The sequence below is a fragment of the Pseudomonas sp. MF08831 genome, assembly GCF_059862645.1.
In genome coordinates, this window is sequence record NZ_JCBCUX010000001.1 from 80,095 (window position 1) to 99,727 (window position 19,633).

General features: G+C 60.1%; 16 protein-coding genes. 14 read left to right on the top strand and 2 right to left on the bottom strand.

From position 1 onward, the window contains the following. Positions 1–208 precede the first annotated feature (208 nt). Positions 209–2,704 carry a LuxR C-terminal-related transcriptional regulator gene (locus AC19YS_RS00400; RefSeq protein WP_500600610.1) on the top strand — a complete coding sequence of 832 codons (2,496 nt, stop codon included), beginning with the start codon at positions 209–211 and terminating at the stop codon, positions 2,702–2,704. A gap of 445 nt (positions 2,705–3,149) precedes the next feature. Here the strand turns inward: AC19YS_RS00400 and AC19YS_RS00405 are convergent, their stop codons facing one another. Then, the gene (locus AC19YS_RS00405; protein ID WP_169367589.1) at positions 3,150–4,025 is read right to left on the bottom strand and encodes a helix-turn-helix domain-containing protein; all 876 of its coding nucleotides are present in this window, start codon (positions 4,023–4,025) and stop codon (positions 3,150–3,152) included. Positions 4,026–4,162: 137 nt separating this feature from the next. Between AC19YS_RS00405 and AC19YS_RS00410 the strand changes: the two genes are divergently transcribed. After that, positions 4,163–5,074 carry a DMT family transporter gene (locus AC19YS_RS00410; protein WP_119736752.1) on the top strand — a complete coding sequence of 304 codons (912 nt, stop codon included), beginning with the start codon at positions 4,163–4,165 and terminating at the stop codon, positions 5,072–5,074. Positions 5,075–5,196: 122 nt separating this feature from the next. On the opposite strand, the gene norR is transcribed toward AC19YS_RS00410, so the two are convergent. Next, a complete protein-coding gene (norR, locus tag AC19YS_RS00415) occupies positions 5,197–6,744 on the bottom strand; it encodes a nitric oxide reductase transcriptional regulator NorR (RefSeq protein ID WP_500600611.1) in 1,548 nt (515 codons plus the stop codon). Positions 6,745–6,891: 147 nt separating this feature from the next. Here norR and hmpA point away from each other — a divergent pair, with 147 nt between their 5' ends. The 12 genes from hmpA (at position 6,892) to AC19YS_RS00475 (ending at position 19,632) form a co-directional block, all read left to right on the top strand. Further along, positions 6,892–8,073, top strand: coding sequence for an NO-inducible flavohemoprotein (hmpA, locus tag AC19YS_RS00420; protein WP_106578229.1), 1,182 nt, complete (start codon positions 6,892–6,894; stop codon positions 8,071–8,073). 234 nt (positions 8,074–8,307) lie between these two features. Then, positions 8,308–8,814: a disulfide bond formation protein B gene (locus AC19YS_RS00425; RefSeq protein WP_500600612.1), complete on the top strand. Its 507-nt coding sequence runs from the start codon at positions 8,308–8,310 to the stop codon at positions 8,812–8,814. A 792-nt stretch (positions 8,815–9,606) separates the two neighbouring features. Beyond that, positions 9,607–10,548 carry a ubiquinol oxidase subunit II gene (cyoA, locus tag AC19YS_RS00430; protein WP_500600928.1) on the top strand — a complete coding sequence of 314 codons (942 nt, stop codon included), beginning with the start codon at positions 9,607–9,609 and terminating at the stop codon, positions 10,546–10,548. A gap of 3 nt (positions 10,549–10,551) precedes the next feature. Continuing rightward, a complete protein-coding gene (gene cyoB, locus AC19YS_RS00435) occupies positions 10,552–12,570 on the top strand; it encodes a cytochrome o ubiquinol oxidase subunit I (RefSeq protein ID WP_500600613.1) in 2,019 nt (672 codons plus the stop codon). Positions 12,571–12,573: 3 nt separating this feature from the next. Continuing rightward, positions 12,574–13,200 (top strand): cytochrome o ubiquinol oxidase subunit III, encoded by a 627-nt coding sequence (locus tag AC19YS_RS00440; RefSeq protein WP_016971084.1) that lies wholly within the window; start codon positions 12,574–12,576, stop codon positions 13,198–13,200. Then, positions 13,200–13,541, top strand: a complete 342-nt coding sequence (gene cyoD / locus AC19YS_RS00445) for a cytochrome o ubiquinol oxidase subunit IV (RefSeq protein ID WP_010206434.1) — start codon at positions 13,200–13,202, stop codon at positions 13,539–13,541. The genes AC19YS_RS00440 and cyoD overlap by 1 nt, the downstream gene beginning before the upstream one ends. An 11-nt stretch (positions 13,542–13,552) precedes the next feature. After that, positions 13,553–14,440, top strand: coding sequence for a heme o synthase (cyoE, locus tag AC19YS_RS00450; protein ID WP_106578233.1), 888 nt, complete (start codon positions 13,553–13,555; stop codon positions 14,438–14,440). Positions 14,441–14,543: 103 nt separating this feature from the next. Further along, positions 14,544–15,242, top strand: coding sequence for a 7-cyano-7-deazaguanine synthase QueC (gene queC, locus AC19YS_RS00455; protein ID WP_500600616.1), 699 nt, complete (start codon positions 14,544–14,546; stop codon positions 15,240–15,242). A 76-nt stretch (positions 15,243–15,318) separates the two neighbouring features. Then, positions 15,319–16,404 (top strand): pyoverdine biosynthesis transaminase PtaA, encoded by a 1,086-nt coding sequence (ptaA, locus tag AC19YS_RS00460; RefSeq protein ID WP_106578235.1) that lies wholly within the window; start codon positions 15,319–15,321, stop codon positions 16,402–16,404. Between the two features lie 214 nt (positions 16,405–16,618). Beyond that, complete coding sequence (locus tag AC19YS_RS00465) at positions 16,619–17,335, top strand: helix-turn-helix transcriptional regulator (protein ID WP_106578236.1); 717 nt, start codon at positions 16,619–16,621, stop codon at positions 17,333–17,335. A gap of 250 nt (positions 17,336–17,585) precedes the next feature. Next, a complete protein-coding gene (locus tag AC19YS_RS00470) occupies positions 17,586–18,656 on the top strand; it encodes a fatty acid desaturase family protein (protein ID WP_119736768.1) in 1,071 nt (356 codons plus the stop codon). Positions 18,657–18,660: 4 nt separating this feature from the next. Continuing rightward, positions 18,661–19,632, top strand: coding sequence for a proline dehydrogenase family protein (locus AC19YS_RS00475; protein WP_500600619.1), 972 nt, complete (start codon positions 18,661–18,663; stop codon positions 19,630–19,632). Position 19,633 lies beyond the last annotated feature (1 nt).

The following is a 19,633-nucleotide window of genomic DNA, read 5'->3' on the forward strand; positions in this document are numbered from 1 at the left end:
CAAAATGTGGGAGCGGGCTTGCTCGCGAAGGCGCAGTGTCAGTCACCGAATGCCTGGACTGATACACCGCCTTCGCGAGCAAGCCCGCTCCCACATTGGGTTTTGTGCATGGCTATAAATCACCCCGCTGAATACTTCTTCAACAACCTCCGACCACAGGACTAGGGTAGGCGCCAGGTTGCATAACAATAAAAAGCAGGATGCAGCAATGACCGCCATGACACGCTGCCTGGACCGTCCTGGATTCATGCCACGGCTGTCCGCCCACCATCTGTTGCGCCCGCGCCTGGCCGGGCCTTTGCTGGCGGCGCCGGTCAGGGTGAAGCTGCTCTGCGCGCCGGGTGGCAGTGGCAAGAGCGCGTTGCTCGCCGAGTGTGCGTTGCAGGCGCCGGCGGAGTGTCAGGTGTATTGGCTGGCGCTCAATGGCGCCGTGCTCAGCCCCGATGATTTTGGCGCGCGGCTGGCGCAACACCTCGGTTTGTCGTTCGTCGACGAAGCCACCTTGTTGCTCGACCTCAGCCGCTGGCACAGCCCGGCGTGGATATTTCTCGACGATTTCTGCCGCCTGCCGGCCCCCGAACTGGACGCCTTGCTCGACCGTTTGCTGAGCGCCGCCAGCCCGGCGCTGACCTGGTGGCTGGGCGCCCGGCGGCGCCCGCTGTGCAACTGGCCGCGTCTGCTGCTCGACGATGAGCTGCTGGAATGCAGTGAGTTGATGTTCAACCCTGCGGAAATCCAGCAACTGCTCGGGCCCACGCACACCGTCGACAGCGTGATGCAGTTCAGCGGCGGCTGGTGCGCCGGCGTGCGTATCGCCTTGCTCGGTGACGGGCACCCGGACAGAACCTTGCTCGACTACCTGCAACACGAACTCTTCGGCACCTTGCCCGCCGAGCTGGCGGAGGCCTGGCGTGTGTTGGCGCATATGCCGCGCTTCAACCCGGGCTTGTGTGAGCACTTGTTCGGCTTTGGTGACGGCGATCACTACCTGCGCGACCTGCAAGCGCTGGGCGCATTTATCCAGCCGTGGGAGGACACCACTGATTGGCTGCAAATTTTTGCGCCATTGGCGCAACTGATCCGCGATGAGCCCTGGCCGGCCAAGCGTTCCTGGCACCGTCGCGCCTGCCAATGGTTCACCGCACAGCAGGACTGGCAGGCCGCCTTTGAACAGGCGCTGCTGGCCGAAGCCTACGAAGTGGCGGTGAGCCTGTTGCAGCACTTCAGTTTTGAAGACTTGTTCCGTCAACAGAACGCAGTGCTGCTGTTGCGCCTGCATGAGCAGCATGGCGATGAATTGATGCTCGGCTCGGCGCAACTGGTGGGGCTGGTCACGGCGGCGTTGCTGTTTGCCGGACGCTTCGACCAGGCAGCCTTGTGTATCGATCAATTGGCGCGGTTCGCCCCGCAACCGACCGCGGCGCAACAGCGTTATCTGTTGGCCCGCTGGCAGGCGCAATGGGGCTGGCTGTTGCACTTGAGCGGCGATGCCCAGCGCTCCCGCGAGCATTTTCTCGAGGCGCTGCAAGCCTTGCCCGACAGCGCCTGGACCTCGCGCCTGATGTGCCTTTCGGGCCTGACCCAGCAAGCTTTGCTGCGCGGTGAACTGGACGTGGGCCAGGCCTTGAACCGCGAAGCCCTGTGCCTGGCGCGTGCACAGGGTTCGTTGGTGCTGGAGGCATTGCTGGAGCTGGATCACGCGCAACTGCTGGAACAACGCGGCGCACCCTATCGGGCGCAGAGCCTGTTGGAGCATGTGCAGGCAATGCTGGTGGGGCAGCGGCTCAAGGCCGGCCCGTTGGTGGGGCGGATTGCCTTGCGGCGCGGGCATCTTGCGTTGCGACAAGGCCAGGATGCGCTGGCCACTGAGTGTTTCGAGGCCGGTTTGACGATGTGCCTGCACAGCCAGGACAAGCGCGTGCTGTACGGTTTTCTCGGCCTGGCGCTGCTGGCAGCGAACCGAGGCGATTACGCCCAGGCGTTTATCCAGCTGCGTGAGGCCGAGCGCTTGATGCAGCAGCGCCAGGTACCGGACACGGTGTATCGCGCGGTGCTGCTGTTGGTCAGCGGGCATTTCTGGTTGCAGCAGGGCCGCGCCGAATTGACGCTGGAAGCGGTGCGCCGGGTGCTGCGCCACTTTCGCGGGCCCGATGCCAAGCAGGCGCCGCCGGCCACGCTGGAATTGATCCCGCGCCTGGAGTATTTGCTGGTGCTGGCCGAAGTGAAGCTGGGCTGTGCCGAGCAGCCAATTGCACGGCTCAATGATTTGCTCGACACCACTCGGCAGCGCGGCATGCTGTGCCTGGAAACCGAGTTGCAACTGGTGCTGGGCGAGGTGGCCTGGCAACTCGGTGATCCGCTGATGGCTCGTCGGGCCCTGGAGGCTGGGCTGGCGCTGGCCGGGCGCTGCCAGGTGCAGCAGGCGATTCGCGAACTGCGGTTGCGCTCGCCAGGGTTACTGAGTGAACTGGGCCTGGAGGCGCAGGCGGCGCCCAGCGGCGTGGCGGAAAGCCCCCTGAGCCAGCGCGAGCTGCAAGTGCTGCAATTGATCGCCCTGGGCAACTCCAACCTGGAAATCGCCGACCGGCTGTTTATCTCGTTGCACACCGTCAAGACCCACGCGCGACGTATCCACAGCAAGCTCGGCGTGGAGCGGCGCACGCAGGCGGTGGCGAAAGCCAAGACATTAGGGTTGATGGCGTAGGCGGCGGGATCATCCATAGGGTTTGAATGCCGTCTCATGCTCTCGTGGCGAGCGGGCTTGCCCCGCGTTGGGCTGCGCAGCGGCCCTGTAAGGATATTGAGATTTTCCTCGTGGAGCACGGCGACTGTTTTTGGGGCTGCTGCGCAGCCCGACGCGGGGCAAGCCCGCTCGCTACGGGTGCGGGTGTGCTGGAGGGGTTGTGTTTAGCCGTAGAAGGCTTGGCGGTATTCGCCGGGTGTGGCGCCATGGCTTGGCGAAAGCGATGGGCAATGACGTCTCATGCTCTCGTGGCGAGCGGGCTTGCCCCGCGTTGGGCTGCGCAGCGGCCCTGTAAGGATATTGAGATTTTCCTCGTGGAGCACGGCGCCTGTTTTTGGGGCTGCTGCGCAGCCCGACGCGGGGCAAGCCCGCTCGCCACGGTTGCGGGTGTGCTGGAGGGTTGTGTTTAGGCGTGGAAGGCTTGGCGGTATTCGCCGGGTGTGGCGCCCATGGCTTGGCGAAAGCGGTGGGTGAAGTGGCTGGCGCTGGAGAAGCCGCACATCCAGGCAATGTCGCCCAGTGGGAGCGTGCCGGCACGCAGCAGGCTTTGCGCGCGGGCCAAGCGTCGCGCCAACAGGTATTGATGGGGCGGCAGGCCGAAGCTTTGGCGGAACATCCGCGCGAAATGGTATTCCGACAGCGCACACATCCCGGCCAATTGCCCCAGGCTGATCGGGTCGTCGAGGTGATGGTCGATGTAGTCCACCAACCGCCGGCGCTGATGCGCGGCCAATCCGCCTTTCAAACGCAGACCGTCGCGCGCGCCAACCTGGCTGAGCAAGGTGTGGCTGAGCATTTCATGGGCCAGGCTGCTGGTCAGCAGGCGTTCGGCGGGCTCGTGCCAGTTGAGCGCGATCAACTGGTGAAAGCGCCGGGCCTGGCTGGCGTCTTCAAGAAAGGTGCTTTCGCGCAATTGCAATGCGCGCGGTTCGCGGTCCAGCAGGGTGACGCAGCCGAGGGCAAATTGCTCGGGGCTGAAGTACACATGGGCCAGGCGGATTTCACCATTGATCACCCAGGCTGACTGATGCTCGGCCGGCAGGATGCAAAGTTTGTCAGGGCCACCTTTGGTGCCGGGCTGATCACGGCGAAAAGTCCCGGTGCCGCCGCCGATGTAGCAGGACAAAGTGTGGTGGGTGGGCGCCTGGTAGTCCTGAGCATCGTGATGGTTGCTCCACAACGCCGCAGACAGGCCGTCACCGAGCTCGGCGCACGCTTCGAGACGTGCGTTGGGCGAGCGGTTAAGGGCTTGAAAGACTTGCAGGGATTCCAGCTCTGGCATGGTTGTTCTCTCCGACGCCTTGCATCCTACTCCGCAGCGCGGGCGCTGTGATCCCGCCGCCCGACAAAAGCGCAAGAATGTGCAAGAGCGCGGGCCGGTCTGCGGGCAACACTGTGCCTCAATCGACGGAGCCCGCTATGAACCTTTTCCTGTACTTACTTACCGTGCTGATCTGGGGCACTACCTGGATTGCCCTCAAGTGGCAATTGGGTGTCGTGGCGATTCCAGTGTCGATCGTCTATCGCTTTGGCCTGGCGGCGCTGGTGCTGTTTGCGCTATTGCTGCTCAGCCGCAAATTGCAGGTGATGAACCGGCGCGGGCACCTGATTTGCCTCGCCCAGGGCGTGTGCCTGTTTTGCGTCAACTTCATGTGTTTTCTGACGGCCAGCCAATGGATTCCCAGCGGCCTGGTGGCGGTGGTGTTTTCCACGGCCACGCTGTGGAATGCCCTCAATGCGCGGGTGTTTTTCGGTCAGCGGGTGGCGCGCAACGTATTGATGGGCGGCGCGCTTGGATTAATGGGGTTGGGTTTTCTGTTCTGGCCGGAGCTGGTCGGGCACACCGCCAGCCCCCAGACGTTGCTGGGCTTGGGCTTGGCGTTGTTGGGGACGATGTGTTTTTCGGCCGGTAACCTGCTGTCTAGCCTGCAGCAGAAGGCCGGGCTCAAGCCGTTGACCACCAATGCCTGGGGCATGGCCTATGGTTCGGTGATGCTCGCGACCTATTGCGCGGTGCGTGGGATACCGTTCGACATGGATTGGAGTGCGCGTTATGTCGGAGCGCTGTGGTACCTGGTGATTCCGGGCTCGGTGATTGGTTTTACCGCCTACCTCACGTTGGTGGGCCGTATGGGCCCGGAGCGCGCGGCGTATTGCACGGTGCTGTTTCCGGTGGTGGCGCTGAATGTGTCGGCGTTTGCCGAGGGGTATCAGTGGACGGCGCCGGCGTTGATGGGGCTGGTGCTGGTGATGCTGGGGAATGTGTTGGTGTTTCGTAAGGTCAAACCGAGCCAGCCTGTGGATCCGATGCTCAAGGCCAAGCAAATCTGATGGGGGCGCTGGCTTGCCGGCGATGGCGGTAAGTGGATGAGCCGGCAGGTACACCGCTATCGCCGGCAAGCCAGCTCCCACCTTGGAGCGAGTTGTTCCTGCGTTCAGGCTGGGTGATCGTTCTATTTGAGACCCAGACGTCTGGCCATGCGACCGAGGTTGGCGCGGTCGAGGCCCAGTTCGCGGGCGGCGCTGGCCCAGTTGTGCTGGTGGCGCTCCAGGCAGGCGCTGATGACTTGGCGCTGGTAGTGCTCGGTGGCTTGGCGCAGGTCGCCGGTGACCACAGGGGCCACATCGGCCAGTGCTTCGATTGCCAGCGGCGCGCTGACATCGGGCAGGTCCAGGTCTTGGGCACTCAGGCTCAGGATCTTCGGACGTTCGCGACAGTTTCCCAGGGCTTTTAGCGCGCTGCGTCCGATCAAATGTTCCAGCTCGCGCACATTGCCCGGCCAGTTGTACGCCAGCAGCGCCGCTTGAGCGTCGCTGGTCAGGCGCAGACTGCCCAGGCCCATGCGTGAACGGTTCTGCTCGAGGAAGAAGCCCGCCAGCAGCAGCACATCACGGCCTCGTTCACGCAGCGCCGGCACTTGCAGCGGGTACACGCTCAGACGGTGATAAAAGTCGGCACGGTAGCGGCCGTTGCGCACCTCTTCGGCCAGGTCGCGGTTGGTGGCGGCGATCAGGCGCACGTCCACTTGATGCTCCTTGTCCGAGCCCAGGCGCTGCAGTTGGCCGCTTTGCAGCACGCGCAACAGTTTGGCCTGCACGGTCAGCGACAGCTCGCCCACTTCATCCAGAAACAGCGTGCCGCCATTGGCCAGTTCGAATTTGCCGCGGCGCTCGTTCAGCGCGCCGGTAAAGGCACCGCGCACATGGCCGAACAGCTCGCTTTCCACCAGGGTTTCCGGGAGTGCAGCGCAGTTGAGGCTGATCAGAGGTTTGTCTGCGCGCGGCGACGCGGCGTGGATGGCCTGGGCGACCAGTTCCTTGCCGACGCCGGTTTCGCCGGTAATCAACACGGTCAGGTCGCTGCCGCCCACCAGCTTGATTTCTTCGACCAGGTGCTTGTGGGCCTTGCTCTGGCCAATCATTTCCTTGTGCTGCTGGCCGCTGGCCTGGCGGTAGATCTCGGCGCGCTGGTGCTCATCTTCGGCGCGCAAGGCCAAGCGCTCGATACGTTCGGCGACGTTGACGGTAGCCGCTGCCAGGCTGGCGAAGGCCTGCAGGGCGTCGAGTTCGACACGCTCGAAGCGCTCGGTGTCCAGCGCGTCGAGGGTCAGCAGGCCCCAGGGTTTGTCGTCGATAAACAGCGGGCAGCCCATGCAGTCGTGCACTTGCAGGTGGCCGTGCAGGCCATCGACCAAACCATCGTAGGGGTCCGGCAGTTCGCTGTCGGTGTCAAAGCGGGTAGGGCCGGGGCTGCTCAGCAGCACCGCAAAGCGTGGGTGCTCGCTGACCTTGAAGCGTCGGCCGAGGGTGTCGGTGCTCAAACCGTCCACCGCCAACGGCACCAGCCATTCACCGTCCAGGCGCAACAGCGCGGCGGCATCGCACGGCAGCAGCGCGCGCATGGCTTGCAACAGGCGTCGGTAGCGCTCGCCTTCGGGCAGTTCGCGCGACAAGTCGGCAACCAGAGGCAGCAGGGTAGTGAGCAGCGATTGTGCAGTCATAATGACTCCTTGTAGTCCTTATGACTATAAAGTGTAGGAAGTCATATTGACTACTTTATATTTAACTCATTGAAAAATAACGGTTTATAAGTTGGCACGAATACTGAGTACGTAAGGGCAATCAGTAAAAAGACCCAGGAGTCTGCCATGCTTAGTGCCCAAGACCGTGCCATCGTCAAATCCACCGTGCCCCTGCTGGAAAGCGGCGGCGAAGCGCTGATCACGCACTTCTACCGCATGATGCTCAGCGAGTACCCGGACGTTCGCCCGCTGTTCAACCAGGCCAATCAGGCCAACGGCGACCAGCCCCGCGCCTTGGCCAATGGCGTGCTGATGTACGCGCGGCATATCGACCAGTTGGACCAACTGGGCGATCTGGTCGCAAAGATCATCAACAAGCACGTGGCCCTGCAGATCCTGCCGGAGCACTACCCGATTGTGGGCACGTGCCTGCTGCGGGCCATTGCCGAGGTGCTGGGCAGCGAGATTGCCACGCCCGAGGTGCTGAGCGCCTGGGGCGCCGCCTATGGTCAGTTGGCCGATATCCTGATAGGCGCCGAAGCCGCCATCTACGACGAAAAAGCCCAGGCCCCGGGCGGCTGGCGCGGTGCGCGGCCGTTCCAGTTGGTCAAGCGCGTGGAGGAGAGCAACGAAATCATTTCGTTCTATTTTGCCCCGGTGGATAACGGCCCGATCCTGGCGGCCGCGCCGGGCCAGTACCTCGGCATGAAGCTGATGATCGATGGCGAAGAAGTACGCCGCAATTATTCCTTGTCGGCCCTGAGCGATGCGGGTTTGTACCGCATCAGCGTCAAGCGCGAGGCCGGTGGGCGGGTGTCCAACTACCTGCATGACCAGATGCACGTCGGCGCGACCCTCGACCTGTTCCCGCCATCGGGCGAATTTACCCTGGTTGCCAGCGACAAGCCGCTGGTGCTGATCAGCGGCGGGGTGGGCATCACACCGACGCTGCCGATGCTCGAAGCAGCCCTGGCCACCGAGCGCCCGGTGCACTTTATCCACTGCGCGCGAAACGGCGGGGTGCATGCGTTCCGTGATTGGGTCGACGCCCTGGCGGCCAAGCACCCGCAACTCAAGCGCTTCTATTGCTACGCAGAAGACGATGGCGTGAGCCCGGCCGCAGACAAAGTCGGGATGCTGAGCCAGGAGCAACTGGCGGCGTGGTTGCCCGAACAGCGTGACCTCGACGCCTACTTCCTCGGCCCTAAAGGCTTCATGGCGGCAGTCAAGCGCCACCTCAAAGCCCTCGGTGTGCCGGACAAACAGGCGCGTTACGAATTCTTCGGCCCGGCCGCGGCCCTGGAATAAGGTTTCCAGGCACAGCACCGTTCAACCTGTGGGAGCGGGCTCGCTCGCGAAGGCTCAGTGTCAGTCGACTTATAAAGTGGCTGATCCACCGCCTTCGCGAGCAAGCCCGCTCCCACAATTGGCTTTGCATACCTCCCGATTAATCCGCCGTTAACCCCTTTCTGTTTTAACCATCCCCTGTGTGTAAACTTGCGGCCATCAGGCACAACCATAATCAGGCAAAGGGAAACGGGGATGAGTGACGAATTGCGTTTAGGCAGGGAGCGGCGCTTTCTGGTGTTGCTGGGCATCATCTGCCTGGCGCTGATCGGCGGTGCGTTGTACATGCAGGTGGTACTGGGCGAAGCGCCATGCCCGCTGTGCATCCTGCAGCGCTACGCCTTGCTGTTGATCGCGGTGTTTGCGTTCATCGGTGCCGCCATGCGCCGCCAAGGCGCGGTCACCTTCTTTGAAGGGTTGGTGGTCCTCAGCGCCTTGGGCGGTGTGGCTGCGGCCGGCCATCATGTGTACACGCAGTTTTTCCCTGCGGTCAGCTGTGGCATCGATGTCCTGCAGCCGATTGTCGATGACTTGCCGCTGGCCAAAGTCTTTCCCCTGGGCTTCCAGGTCGATGGCTTCTGCAGCACGCCGTACCCGCCGATCCTTGGCCTGTCCCTGGCACAGTGGGCGCTGGTAGCGTTTGTGCTGACGGTGATCCTGGTTCCGCTGGGCATCTATCGGAATCGCCAACGCACGGCCTGAAGCAGCCCACTGAAACGCCCTGTTCTGGCTTAATGGAAGGACGGGGCGTTTTTGTATGTAGGGTTTTGTGAAAGGGACGTGACGAAGGGCAACTTGAGGTGCGCGCAGCGTGCGACATGTTGTCACACGGACGGGGTCGCAGGACGTTTCTGACGCGCCGCGCCGGTCCATAAATTTGCATAAAACGGCCAAGATGTGCTGTCAGTTCGTCGATTGAGCGGTGCCGCGAACGTCGCACCGGTTGCCTCATTCGGTGATGTCCGAATGCCTTGTTTTATGGGGACTTGGATACGTTTTGCATGCCCTTACAAGGTGTAAGGGAAGGGCGCTGTCACGCAATAACACGGCAATTTTTGTGGTTTTTGTTGAGAATCGAACACGATAAGATCCCGAACCTTTACAAGATTGGTGAAGGATTGTTGCTGGAATCGATAAAAATTATTTCTTTATAAGACATGGTTTATACATCGCTAGCTAACTACAATCGCCCGCACTGAATGTCCGGTGCTGTTCAATCTTTGAGCATTGGAGCGGTCGAGGGGCAGATGGATGGCTCTGTGCGACCCCAGGTTCCGGCAGCCTTTCAACTATCCGCACCAAATGGAATTGGTCTGTAACAAGGCCTTTAGCCACGAAATCGAATAAGAACTCACCGCAGGTCCGTGCAACGTCCATGTATGGCGTGCCGGGCAGGCTCTTATTCAATCGAAGAGAAATGCCAACCCTTGGCAGGGTGAAGTGTTGGCGATCAAAACCCAACTGCATTGCGCAAGCTGCTTTAGAGGTCGTGAGATGAGTAAAAACAGGTACCCCCGATTACTAGGCTTTTTGCCGCTGCTTGGCATGTTGTTAATGCTGGGAGGCTGCAAGTGGACCTTGCTCGACCCAAAAGGACAGGTCGGTCTGGATGAACGAAACCTGATCATCACCGCCACCCTGCTGATGCTGCTGGTCGTGGTCCCCGTGATCATCATGACCTTCGCCTTCGCCTGGAAATACCGCGCGTCGAACACCAGCGCTACCTACGCGCCGAAGTGGTCGCACTCCACCAAGATCGAAATCGCAGTGTGGCTGGTGCCGGTCCTCATCATCATGGCCCTGGGTTATGTGACCTACAAGTCCACCCACGCACTGGACCCGTACCGTCCGCTGGAATCCGACGTCAAGCCGATCAACATCGAAGTCGTCGCGCTGGACTGGAAGTGGCTGTTCATCTACCCGGACCTGGGTATCGCCACTGTTAACGAAATCCAGTTCCCGGAGCACACTCCGCTGAACTTCAAGATCACCTCCGATGCTGTGATGAACTCGTTCTTCATCCCTGCTCTGGGCGGCCAGATCTACGCGATGGCAGGCATGCAGACCAAGCTGCACCTGATCGCCAACCAGAAAGCTGAAATGGAAGGCATCTCCGCCAACTATAGCGGCGCTGGCTTCACCGGCATGAAATTCAAAGCGATCTCGACGAGCCAGGAAGATTTCGACGCCTGGGTAGCCAAAGTCAAGGCCGCACCTAAACAGCTTGATCAAGCTGAATACGATGCTCTTGCCAAACCAAGCCAGAACAACCCAGCCACTCTGTACTCCGCGTACACGCCGGACCTGTTTCAGAAAATCGTCGACAAGTACGAAGGTATGAAGCCAGGCAAGCCGGTCAAGCACGAGAAGAAAGAAGTGGCCGTGGTTGAAGGTTCTGACACGGGCTCGCATTCAACTGCTGGGGCAGAGGAGTAAACGATGTTTGGTAAATTAAGTTGGGATGCGGTCCCGTTCCACGAGCCGATCGTGATGGTGACTATCGCCATGATCGCGCTGGGTGGTCTGGCACTGTTTGCTGCAATCACGTATTTCAAGAAGTGGACCTACCTGTGGACCGAGTGGTTGACCTCTGTCGACCACAAAAAAATCGGTGTCATGTACGTCATCGTTGCCATGGTCATGCTGCTGCGTGGTTTTGCCGACGCCATCATGATGCGTACCCAGTTGGCCATGGCCACCGAGGGTTCGCCTGGCTACCTGCCGCCTGAACACTATGACCAGATCTTCACCGCTCACGGTGTGATCATGATCATCTTCATGGCGATGCCATTCTTCACCGGCTTGATGAACCTTGCCTTGCCGCTGCAGATCGGTGCGCGTGACGTTGCCTATCCGTTCCTGAACTCCTTGAGCTTCTGGCTGCTGGTTTCCGGCGTGGTGCTGATCAACCTGTCCCTGGGCGTCGGCGAATTCGCCAAGACCGGTTGGGTTGCGTATCCACCGCTGTCGGGCATTCAGTACAGTCCGGGCGTGGGTGTGGACTACTACATCTGGGCGCTACAGTTATCAGGACTCGGGACGACACTGACGGGGGTCAACTTCCTGGCCACCGTCCTGAAAATGCGCGCCCCTGGCATGAAACTGATGGACATGCCGATCTTCACCTGGACCTGCACCTGGGCCAACGTCCTGATCGTGGCTTCGTTCCCGATCCTGGCCGCTACCATGGCGCTGCTGTCGCTTGACCGTTACCTGGATTTCCACATTTTCACCAATGAACTTGGTGGCAATCCGATGATGTACGTGAACCTGTTCTGGGCATGGGGTCACCCTGAGGTGTACATCCTGATCCTGCCAGCGTTCGGTATCTTCTCTGAAGTGATCTCGACCTTTACCGGCAAGCGCCTGTTCGGTCACCACTCGATGGTTTACGCATCGGGCGCGATCTCTATACTGGGCTTCATGGTGTGGCTGCACCACTTCTTCACCATGGGCTCGGGGGCCAGCGTCAACGCCTTCTTCGGCCTGGCGACGATGCTGATTTCCATCCCGACGGGGGTGAAGCTATTCAACTGGCTATTCACCATCTACCACGGCCGTCTGCGTGTCACCAGCCAGGTTCTGTGGACCCTGGGCTTCATGGTGACCTTCGCAATCGGCGGCATGACCGGCGTACTGCTGGCCATCCCGGGTGCTGACTTCGTACTGCACAACAGCCTGTTCGTGATCGCTCACTTCCACAACGTGATCATCGGTGGTGCTGTATTCGGTTACATCGCTGGTTTCGGCTTCTACTTCCCGAAAGCGTTCGGCTTCAAGCTGCACGAAGGTTGGGGCAAGGCTGCATTCTGGTTCTGGATCTCGGGCTTCTTCGTCGCTTTCATGCCGCTCTATGCACTGGGCTTCATGGGCATGACCCGTCGCCTGAACGCTACCACCAACCCTGAGTGGGTGCCGTACCTGTACGTTGCCATGTTCGGTGCGTTGATGATCGCTGCCGGTATCGCCTGCCAGCTGATCCAGCTGTACGTGAGTATCCGTGACCGTAAGCAGAACGCTTGCGAATCCGGCGACCCATGGAATGGCCACACCCTGGAATGGTCGACTTCGTCGCCACCGCCGTTCTACAACTTCGCTGTGATTCCTACTGCGAACACGATCGATGCGTTCACCGAAGCGAAGGAAAACGGTACTGCGTACCAGCAACCCAAGCATTACGAGCCGATCCACATGCCGAACAACACCGCCACTGGCGTGGTGATGGGCGCGCTGTTGACCGTGTTCGGTTTCGCGATGATCTGGCACATCTGGTGGCTGGCAATCGTGGGCCTGGTAGGCACCATCGGTTACTTCATCATTCACGCTGCCCGTGATGATCAAGGCTACATGGTGCCGGTCGAAACGATCGAGCGCATCGAAGCCGAGCAACACGCTCGCCTGGTAGCCGAGAAGAAAATCCCGGCCAACCGTGTAGAAACCTCGTTGGAACAGGCTTAAACCATGTCGAACTTAGTGACCAATGCTGGACACGCCCATGTCGATGACCATGGGCACGATGACCATCACCACGACTCGGGGCCAATGACCGTATTCGGTTTCTGGCTCTACCTGATGACCGACTGCATCTTGTTTGCGTCGATCTTCGCGGTGTACGCGGTACTGGTAAACAACGTAGCGGGTGGCCCATCGGGCCACGACATCTTCGAACTGCCTTACGTGCTCGGCGAAACCGCCTTGCTGTTGTTCAGTTCGATCACCTACGGCTTCGCCATGCTGGCCTTCTACAAGGGCAGCAAGAAGGGCGTACTGAGCTGGTTGGCACTGACCTTCCTGTTCGGCCTGGGCTTTATCGGTATGGAGGTCAACGAGTTTCACCTGCTGATCTCCGAAGGCTACGGCCCGCACCGTTCCGGCTTCCTGTCCGCGTTCTTCACGCTGGTAGGCACCCACGGTCTGCACGTATCTGCCGGCCTGCTGTGGATGGCGGTGATGATGTATCAGGTCAATAAACACGGCCTGACCAACACCAACAAGACTCGCCTGAGCTGCCTGAGCCTGTTCTGGCACTTCCTGGACGTGGTCTGGATCTGCGTCTTCACCGTTGTTTACCTGATGGGGACTCTGTAATGGCTAATGCACACTCCCATGACCATGACAGCCATGATGCGAGCCACGGCAGCGTTAAGTCGTACGCCATCGGCTTCATCCTGTCGGTAATCCTGACGCTCATCCCGTTTGGTCTGGTGATGTACCCGACCCTGCCGAAGTCCATCACGTTGATGATCGTTCTGGCATTCGCGGTGATTCAGGTTCTGGTTCACCTGGTGTACTTCCTGCACCTGGATCGTTCCAAAGAGCAGCGCGATAACGTGATTGCGTTTGTGTTCGCAGGCCTTGTGATCCTGCTGCTGGTTGGTCTGTCGATATGGATCATGTTCAGCATCCACACGTTCATGATGGCGAAGTGAGGTAAGACCCGATGTCGCTTAAGCACTTTATCCAAATCACCAAACCGGGGATCATTTTCGGTAACGTGCTTTCTGTGGCAGGCGGTTTCTTCCTGGCCTCCAAGGGACATGTCGATCTGGCCATCTTCCTGGCTGCAATGATCGGCACCTCCCTGGTGGTAGCTTCCGGTTGTGTATTCAACAACTGCATTGACCGCGACATCGATATCAAGATGGAACGCACCAAGAACCGCGTGCTGGTCCAGGGCCTTATCTCCCTGAAACTGGCACTGCTGTTCGCGACCGTCCTGGGTGTTGCCGGCGTCGTGTTGTTGTACAAGGTGGCCAACCCGTTGGCGGCGCTGTTTGCCGTGATCGGCTTTGTCATCTACGTCGGCCTTTACAGCCTGTACCTCAAGCGCAAGTCGGTTCACGGCACGCTGGTGGGCAGTCTGTCGGGGGCGATGCCGCCGGTGATTGGTTATGTGGCTGTGACCAATAGCTTCGACATGGCCGCGCTGGTGCTGCTGGTGATGTTCAGCCTGTGGCAGATGCCGCACTCTTATGCCATCGCGATTTTCCGCTTCAATGACTACCTGGCGGCTTCGATCCCGGTTCTGCCGGTCAAGCGTGGCATCCAGGTGGCCAAGAAACACATCCTGCTCTACATCCTGGCCTTCCTCGTGGCGACCTTGATGTTGACCTTCAGTGGCTATGCCGGCATGAGCTACCTCGCCGTCGCTGCCGCCATGGGCATGTACTGGTTGTACATGGCCTGGACCGGCTACAAGGCGGTGGATGACACCGTCTGGGCGCGCAAGCTGTTCGTGTTCTCGATCTTCACCATCACCGCGCTCAGCGTGATGATGTCCCTGGACTTCCAGGTACCGAAAGAGCTGTTGCTGACCTACGCACACTGAGTCATCGAGCAGTAAAAAACCCCGCCTTCGCAAGAAGCGCGGGGTTTTTTATGGAGTGGCCTTTAAACTATTCCCGAATTCTACAAATGCAGGAAGCAAACCGATGAGTAAAAAAGCCGTTATCGTATTCAGTGGCGGGCAGGACTCTACGACCTGTCTGATCCAGGCACTGCCGCTGTATGACGAAGTGCACTGCATTACCTTCGACTATGGCCAGCGCCATGTGGCAGAAATCGAGGTTGCTCAGAAGCTTGCCAAGCAGTTGGGCGCTACCGTTCACAAAGTCATGGACGTGTCCCTGCTCAACGAGTTGGCCATCAGCAGCCTGACTCGGGACAACATCCCGGTGCCGACCGTGAACAGTTCAGGCGACAGCCTGCCCAGCACCTTTGTGCCGGGGCGCAATATTCTGTTTCTGACCCTGGCGTCGATCTACGCCTATCAGGTAAAGGCGCAAACCGTCATTACGGGGGTGTGCGAAACCGACTTCTCAGGCTATCCCGATTGCCGCGATGAGTTCGTCAAAGCGCTGAACAAGGCGCTTGAACTGGGCATGGAGTACACGCTGCGCCTGGACACCCCGCTGATGTGGCTGAACAAGGCCGAAACCTGGGCCCTGGCGGATTACCATAACCAGTTGGACCTGGTTCAGCACCAGACCCTGACCTGCTACAACGGCGTCCTCGGCAGCGGTTGCGGTAACTGTGATGCGTGCAACTTGCGGGCTCGCGGCCTGAATGACTACCTGCAGAACAAGGCCGATGTGATGAACAGCCTCAAGCAGAAGTTGCAGTTGAACTAAATCAGCCCACATCCGCCTCGTCATACTCCTCTGTACGTGTTGTGCGAATCCAACACCCGCCTACAAGGAGTAGTCCATGGTCAGCGTAAGTCGTCGGTCCCTTCTCGCCATTGGCGCGGCCCTGCCGGTGCTGGGGCGCCTGGATTGGGCGGTGGCCAGCCCGCCGCCGGCACCCGCTGACAAGGTGCGGCTCAATTACAACGAAAGCCCCTACGGCCCCTCAGCCGCTGCCCGTGAGGCGATGCAGCGCGGGGTGGCCATCTCCGGGCTGTATCCCTATGGCCACATGTACGCCTTGGCTGGGCTGTTTGCCCAGCAGCAAGGCATCGCCGAAGAACAGGTCGCCGTGTTTGCCGGCTCCATGGCAGCGCTGCGCTACGCCGTGCTGGCGTTTACCAGCCAGACACGCGGGCTGGTGATGGCCACGCCGTCCTACGAAGTACCGCGCCAGGCCGCCGACTCATGGAAAGCGCCGGTGCGCGAAGTGAGCCTCAATGCCGAGCATGCGCACGACGTGCCCGCCATGCTTGCCGCCGATCCGCAGGCGGGCATGCTGTACCTGTGCAACCCCAACAACCCAACCGGCACCCTGACGCCAACCGAGGCGATCCGCCAGGCGTTGGCGAACAAGCCCAAAGGCAGCGTGCTGGTGGTGGACGAGGCGTACATCGACTTCTCTGATGCCCCAAGCTGTGTGAGTTGGGTCAAGGACCATGACGATTTGCTGGTGCTGCGCACCTTCTCGAAACTCTACGGCATGGCCGGCGCGCGCCTGGGCTTGGCGATTGGCCACCCGGCGCTGCTGGAACGGCTGGCGGTGTTCGGCGGCGACAACGTGCCAGCAGCCTCCACCTTGCTCGGCGCCCGGGCGAGCCTGGAAGACGTCAAGCTGCTGCCCCATCGCAAGGCGCTCAACGCTCGGTTGCGGGATGAGACCGTGGCGTGGCTGAAGGCGCGGGGGTTTGCCTGCACCGCGTCGCACAGCAACTGCTTCATGATCGACGTGAAACAACCGGCCCAGCAGGTCATCGAAAAGCTCGCAGCACACAATGTGTTGATCGGGCGGGTCTGGAAAGACTGGCCGCAATGGGTACGGGTGACGGTGGGCAATCAGCACGAGATGCAGCGGTTTCGCGAAGTATTTGCGGCGCAGGTGGCCTGAGCCAGGGCGCTCGGCAGCGCAAATGGCCATTGCGTGCTGATGGTCGGCTCGGTCCAGGAAGCACTGGACAAGCCCTGTACGGCATGTTTCATTCTTGTCTTTGTGTAGAGATATTTCCTACAGTATGGGTCGACTCTGACCAGAGGCTTCGGGATTGAAGCGTTCCCGTCAGAGCATTAGCCTCATACGTTGTCACTCATCAGGGACGATATTCATGCGAAGCGATGGCCAATCCAGCAACACCATGTCCATACAGCCCGCCGATGTGCGCCAATTGCTCGATGCCGAACTGACCCGGCGCGGCCTGGGGCACTTCGAGGTGTATCAGTGTGGGCCGACACTGGATGAAGCAGAGATCATCACCAACTACCCCGACGCGCTGGACCGCTCCGACTCGGCGGACGACTTTTACCAGCGTGGCCAACTGCTGTCCTTGTCCAAGGAGCGGGTCAAACCTTTTTTCTGGAGCGATGAAAACATCCTCGCGCCTGCCGCAGAAGCGGTGCCGGTGCCTGGGCCCTGTGCACCGGTGGGCGAGGGCGCAAGCTTTATCGTGCATGGCAACCGCGGTTTTTACTCGATCCTCAACCTGTGCAGCTTCGGCGAAGACCAGCAGTTTCGCGACACGGTGTTGGCCAACAAAAGTGAACTGCAGATGCTGCTGGTCTCGGTCTACGACGAGGCCCTCGAAAGCTGCGCCACGGTCACGCCTGCGCCGATACAGGAAACGGTACTGACCCCACGAGAAACCGAAGTGTTGTCCTGGACCAGCCTGGGCAAGACCTACAACGAAATAGCCCTCCTGACCTCAATGAGCCCGCGTACCGTCAAGTTTCATATGAAGAATATCTTCAGCAAGCTGGACGTCACCAACGGCAAATCGGCGATTCGCAAGGCCCTGAACCTGGGGTACATCCGCGAACAGGCCTGATCTAGAGGCTTCCCACCTTATAAACGCTACGCTCGCCGGTGATTTTTCAGCGGCGAGTCTACGCGTGCGTCTCGTCGCAGCCTACCTGTCTAAAAGGGCAGCTTGTTCGCCATCGAGCGGTGCTTTAGTTTTTTTTGCAGCCGATGAGTCTAGCTCAGGCAAAAAAAACAATAGCCGCACCACCTGAAAAAATTCCTTTGCCCAGCAATGAGACGGGTGTTGCAGCGTGCCGCTTAATTATGGAGTGATTATGCTGGTCGATAAAAACAAAGAACCTGCTGGCGAATACGCCGCGGGCATTTCCCGTGAAACCTTTGGAATGCTCAAGCACCTGTGCAAAAAAGATAACTATCACTGGGCCATCGCGTTGGGTAAGGATTACGCAATCATTGCCTTTGCCATCTACCTCTCCTTGGGCATCAGCTACTGGTTCTACCCGGTTTCGCTGTTTCTGATCGGCACCACACAACGCGCCCTGGCGAATGTGCTGCACGAGTCGGCGCACAAGATGCTGGCCAAGAACCGCGTTATCAATTGGGTCTCCGGCACGTTTCTCTCAGGCTACCTGATCTTCCACCTGCATCAGTCCTACAGCACATCGCACATCAAGAACCACCACGTGCACCTGGGCGATCCGGAAAAAGACCCTGACTACGCCTTCCACTTGCAGTGCGGCCTGTACGACGTCCAGCAAAGTGAACGTGAGTTCTTCCTCAAGAACGTCTTGCTGGCGCTGTCCGGTTACCGGACCGTGCAGTACATCCGGTACATCATCAAAGACCGCGTCAAAGCCCAGGGTGCGGATAAAACCATCCGCAACGAACGCATCATGCTGTGGGCTTACTGGGCGGTAATCTTCGCCGTCGCCGCCTGGTTCGGGGTGGTCGCGCAGCTGTTGCTGTTCTGGCTGGTGCCGCTGTTCACCACCGCCGTGGCCGTGGGCTGGATCATCGAGTTGGCCGAACATTACCCATTGCCGGCTGCTGAGACCGAGAAGCTGCTGCTCACCCGCAATCGCAAGGGCAACGCCCTGGAGAACTTCTTCTTCGGCCGCCATGACGACAACTACCACCTCGTGCACCACCTGCACCCGGCCATTCCTCACTGGAACATGCGCAAGGCTCATGAGCTGCTGATGTCGCACCCGGAGTACGCGCGTTGGGACAACCTGTGGGCGGGGATCTTTACCCGTGACCGCCATGGCCGCCACAAGGAAACCATGCTCAGTTACGCGGCCAAGTTTCGCGCGCACAAGATTGCCAACCACACCGATGATTCGAGCTTCGCACGTCGGATGCTGAACCAGGCCTACGGGGTTTAACGCCATGAATGACATCGACAACAGCCTGCTGGCAACCCTGGCCCTGAAGAAACTGGCGGCGAACAAGACGTACCGTGACCTGTTCCTGGCCAGTGGCACGCTGCGCGACTTCCTGCGCCCGGCCGCCCTGCGCTACATCATTTCCGAAGACCGCCTGGAGATGCTCGACAAGCTGGCCGCCCTGCAAGGCAAAGGCTATCGCACCGGCGTCGAATACGTCGGTGAAGAGGCCACCACCCTGGCCGAGGTGACCACGGCCACCGACGAATACCTGAAGCTGATCGACCTGATGGCGCTGCACCCCACACTGGCCGAGCCGCCACAGCTGGGTTTTGACCTGTCCAACGTCGGCACGATCATTTCCCGTGAACTGGCGATCGAGAACTGCTCGAAGATCCTTGCCCATGCAGCCGACAAGGAGGTCGGTGTGATCCTCAGCATGGAGCGGTCCCAGTGGACCGACTCGATCCTGGATATCTTCATGCACCTGAGTGCACGTTTTGCCAACTTGGGTATCACCCTGCAGGCGCAGTTGAACCGTACGCCCGATGACCTGGCGCAAGTGCTCGCAACGGGCTGCAAAGTGCGCCTGGTCAAGGGCGTCTATGCTGAGCCTGCTGCGATTGCCTTGCCGCGCGGTGCGCAATTGAACGAGCGTTACCTGGGGCTGTTGGACCGCATCAACGGCGCCAGCACGAACTACGCGTTCGCCACCCAGGACCCGCTGCTGGTGAAGGAGATTCTCGCCAGCGGGATTGCCAGCCGAGGCGAGCTGGAGATGCTGCACGGCGTGCGCCCCGAGCTGATCAAGGCGGTCAAGGACCAAGGCCAGGTCAAGACGCGTGTTTCAGCGGTCTACGGCACCAACTGGTACCTGCACCTGCTGCACCGCGTGGCTGAGTTCCCACAGAATATTTTTCTGGCGCTGGATGACGTGGCCTCGCCACGGCCTTCCGAAACCGCCAATCACTACTGAA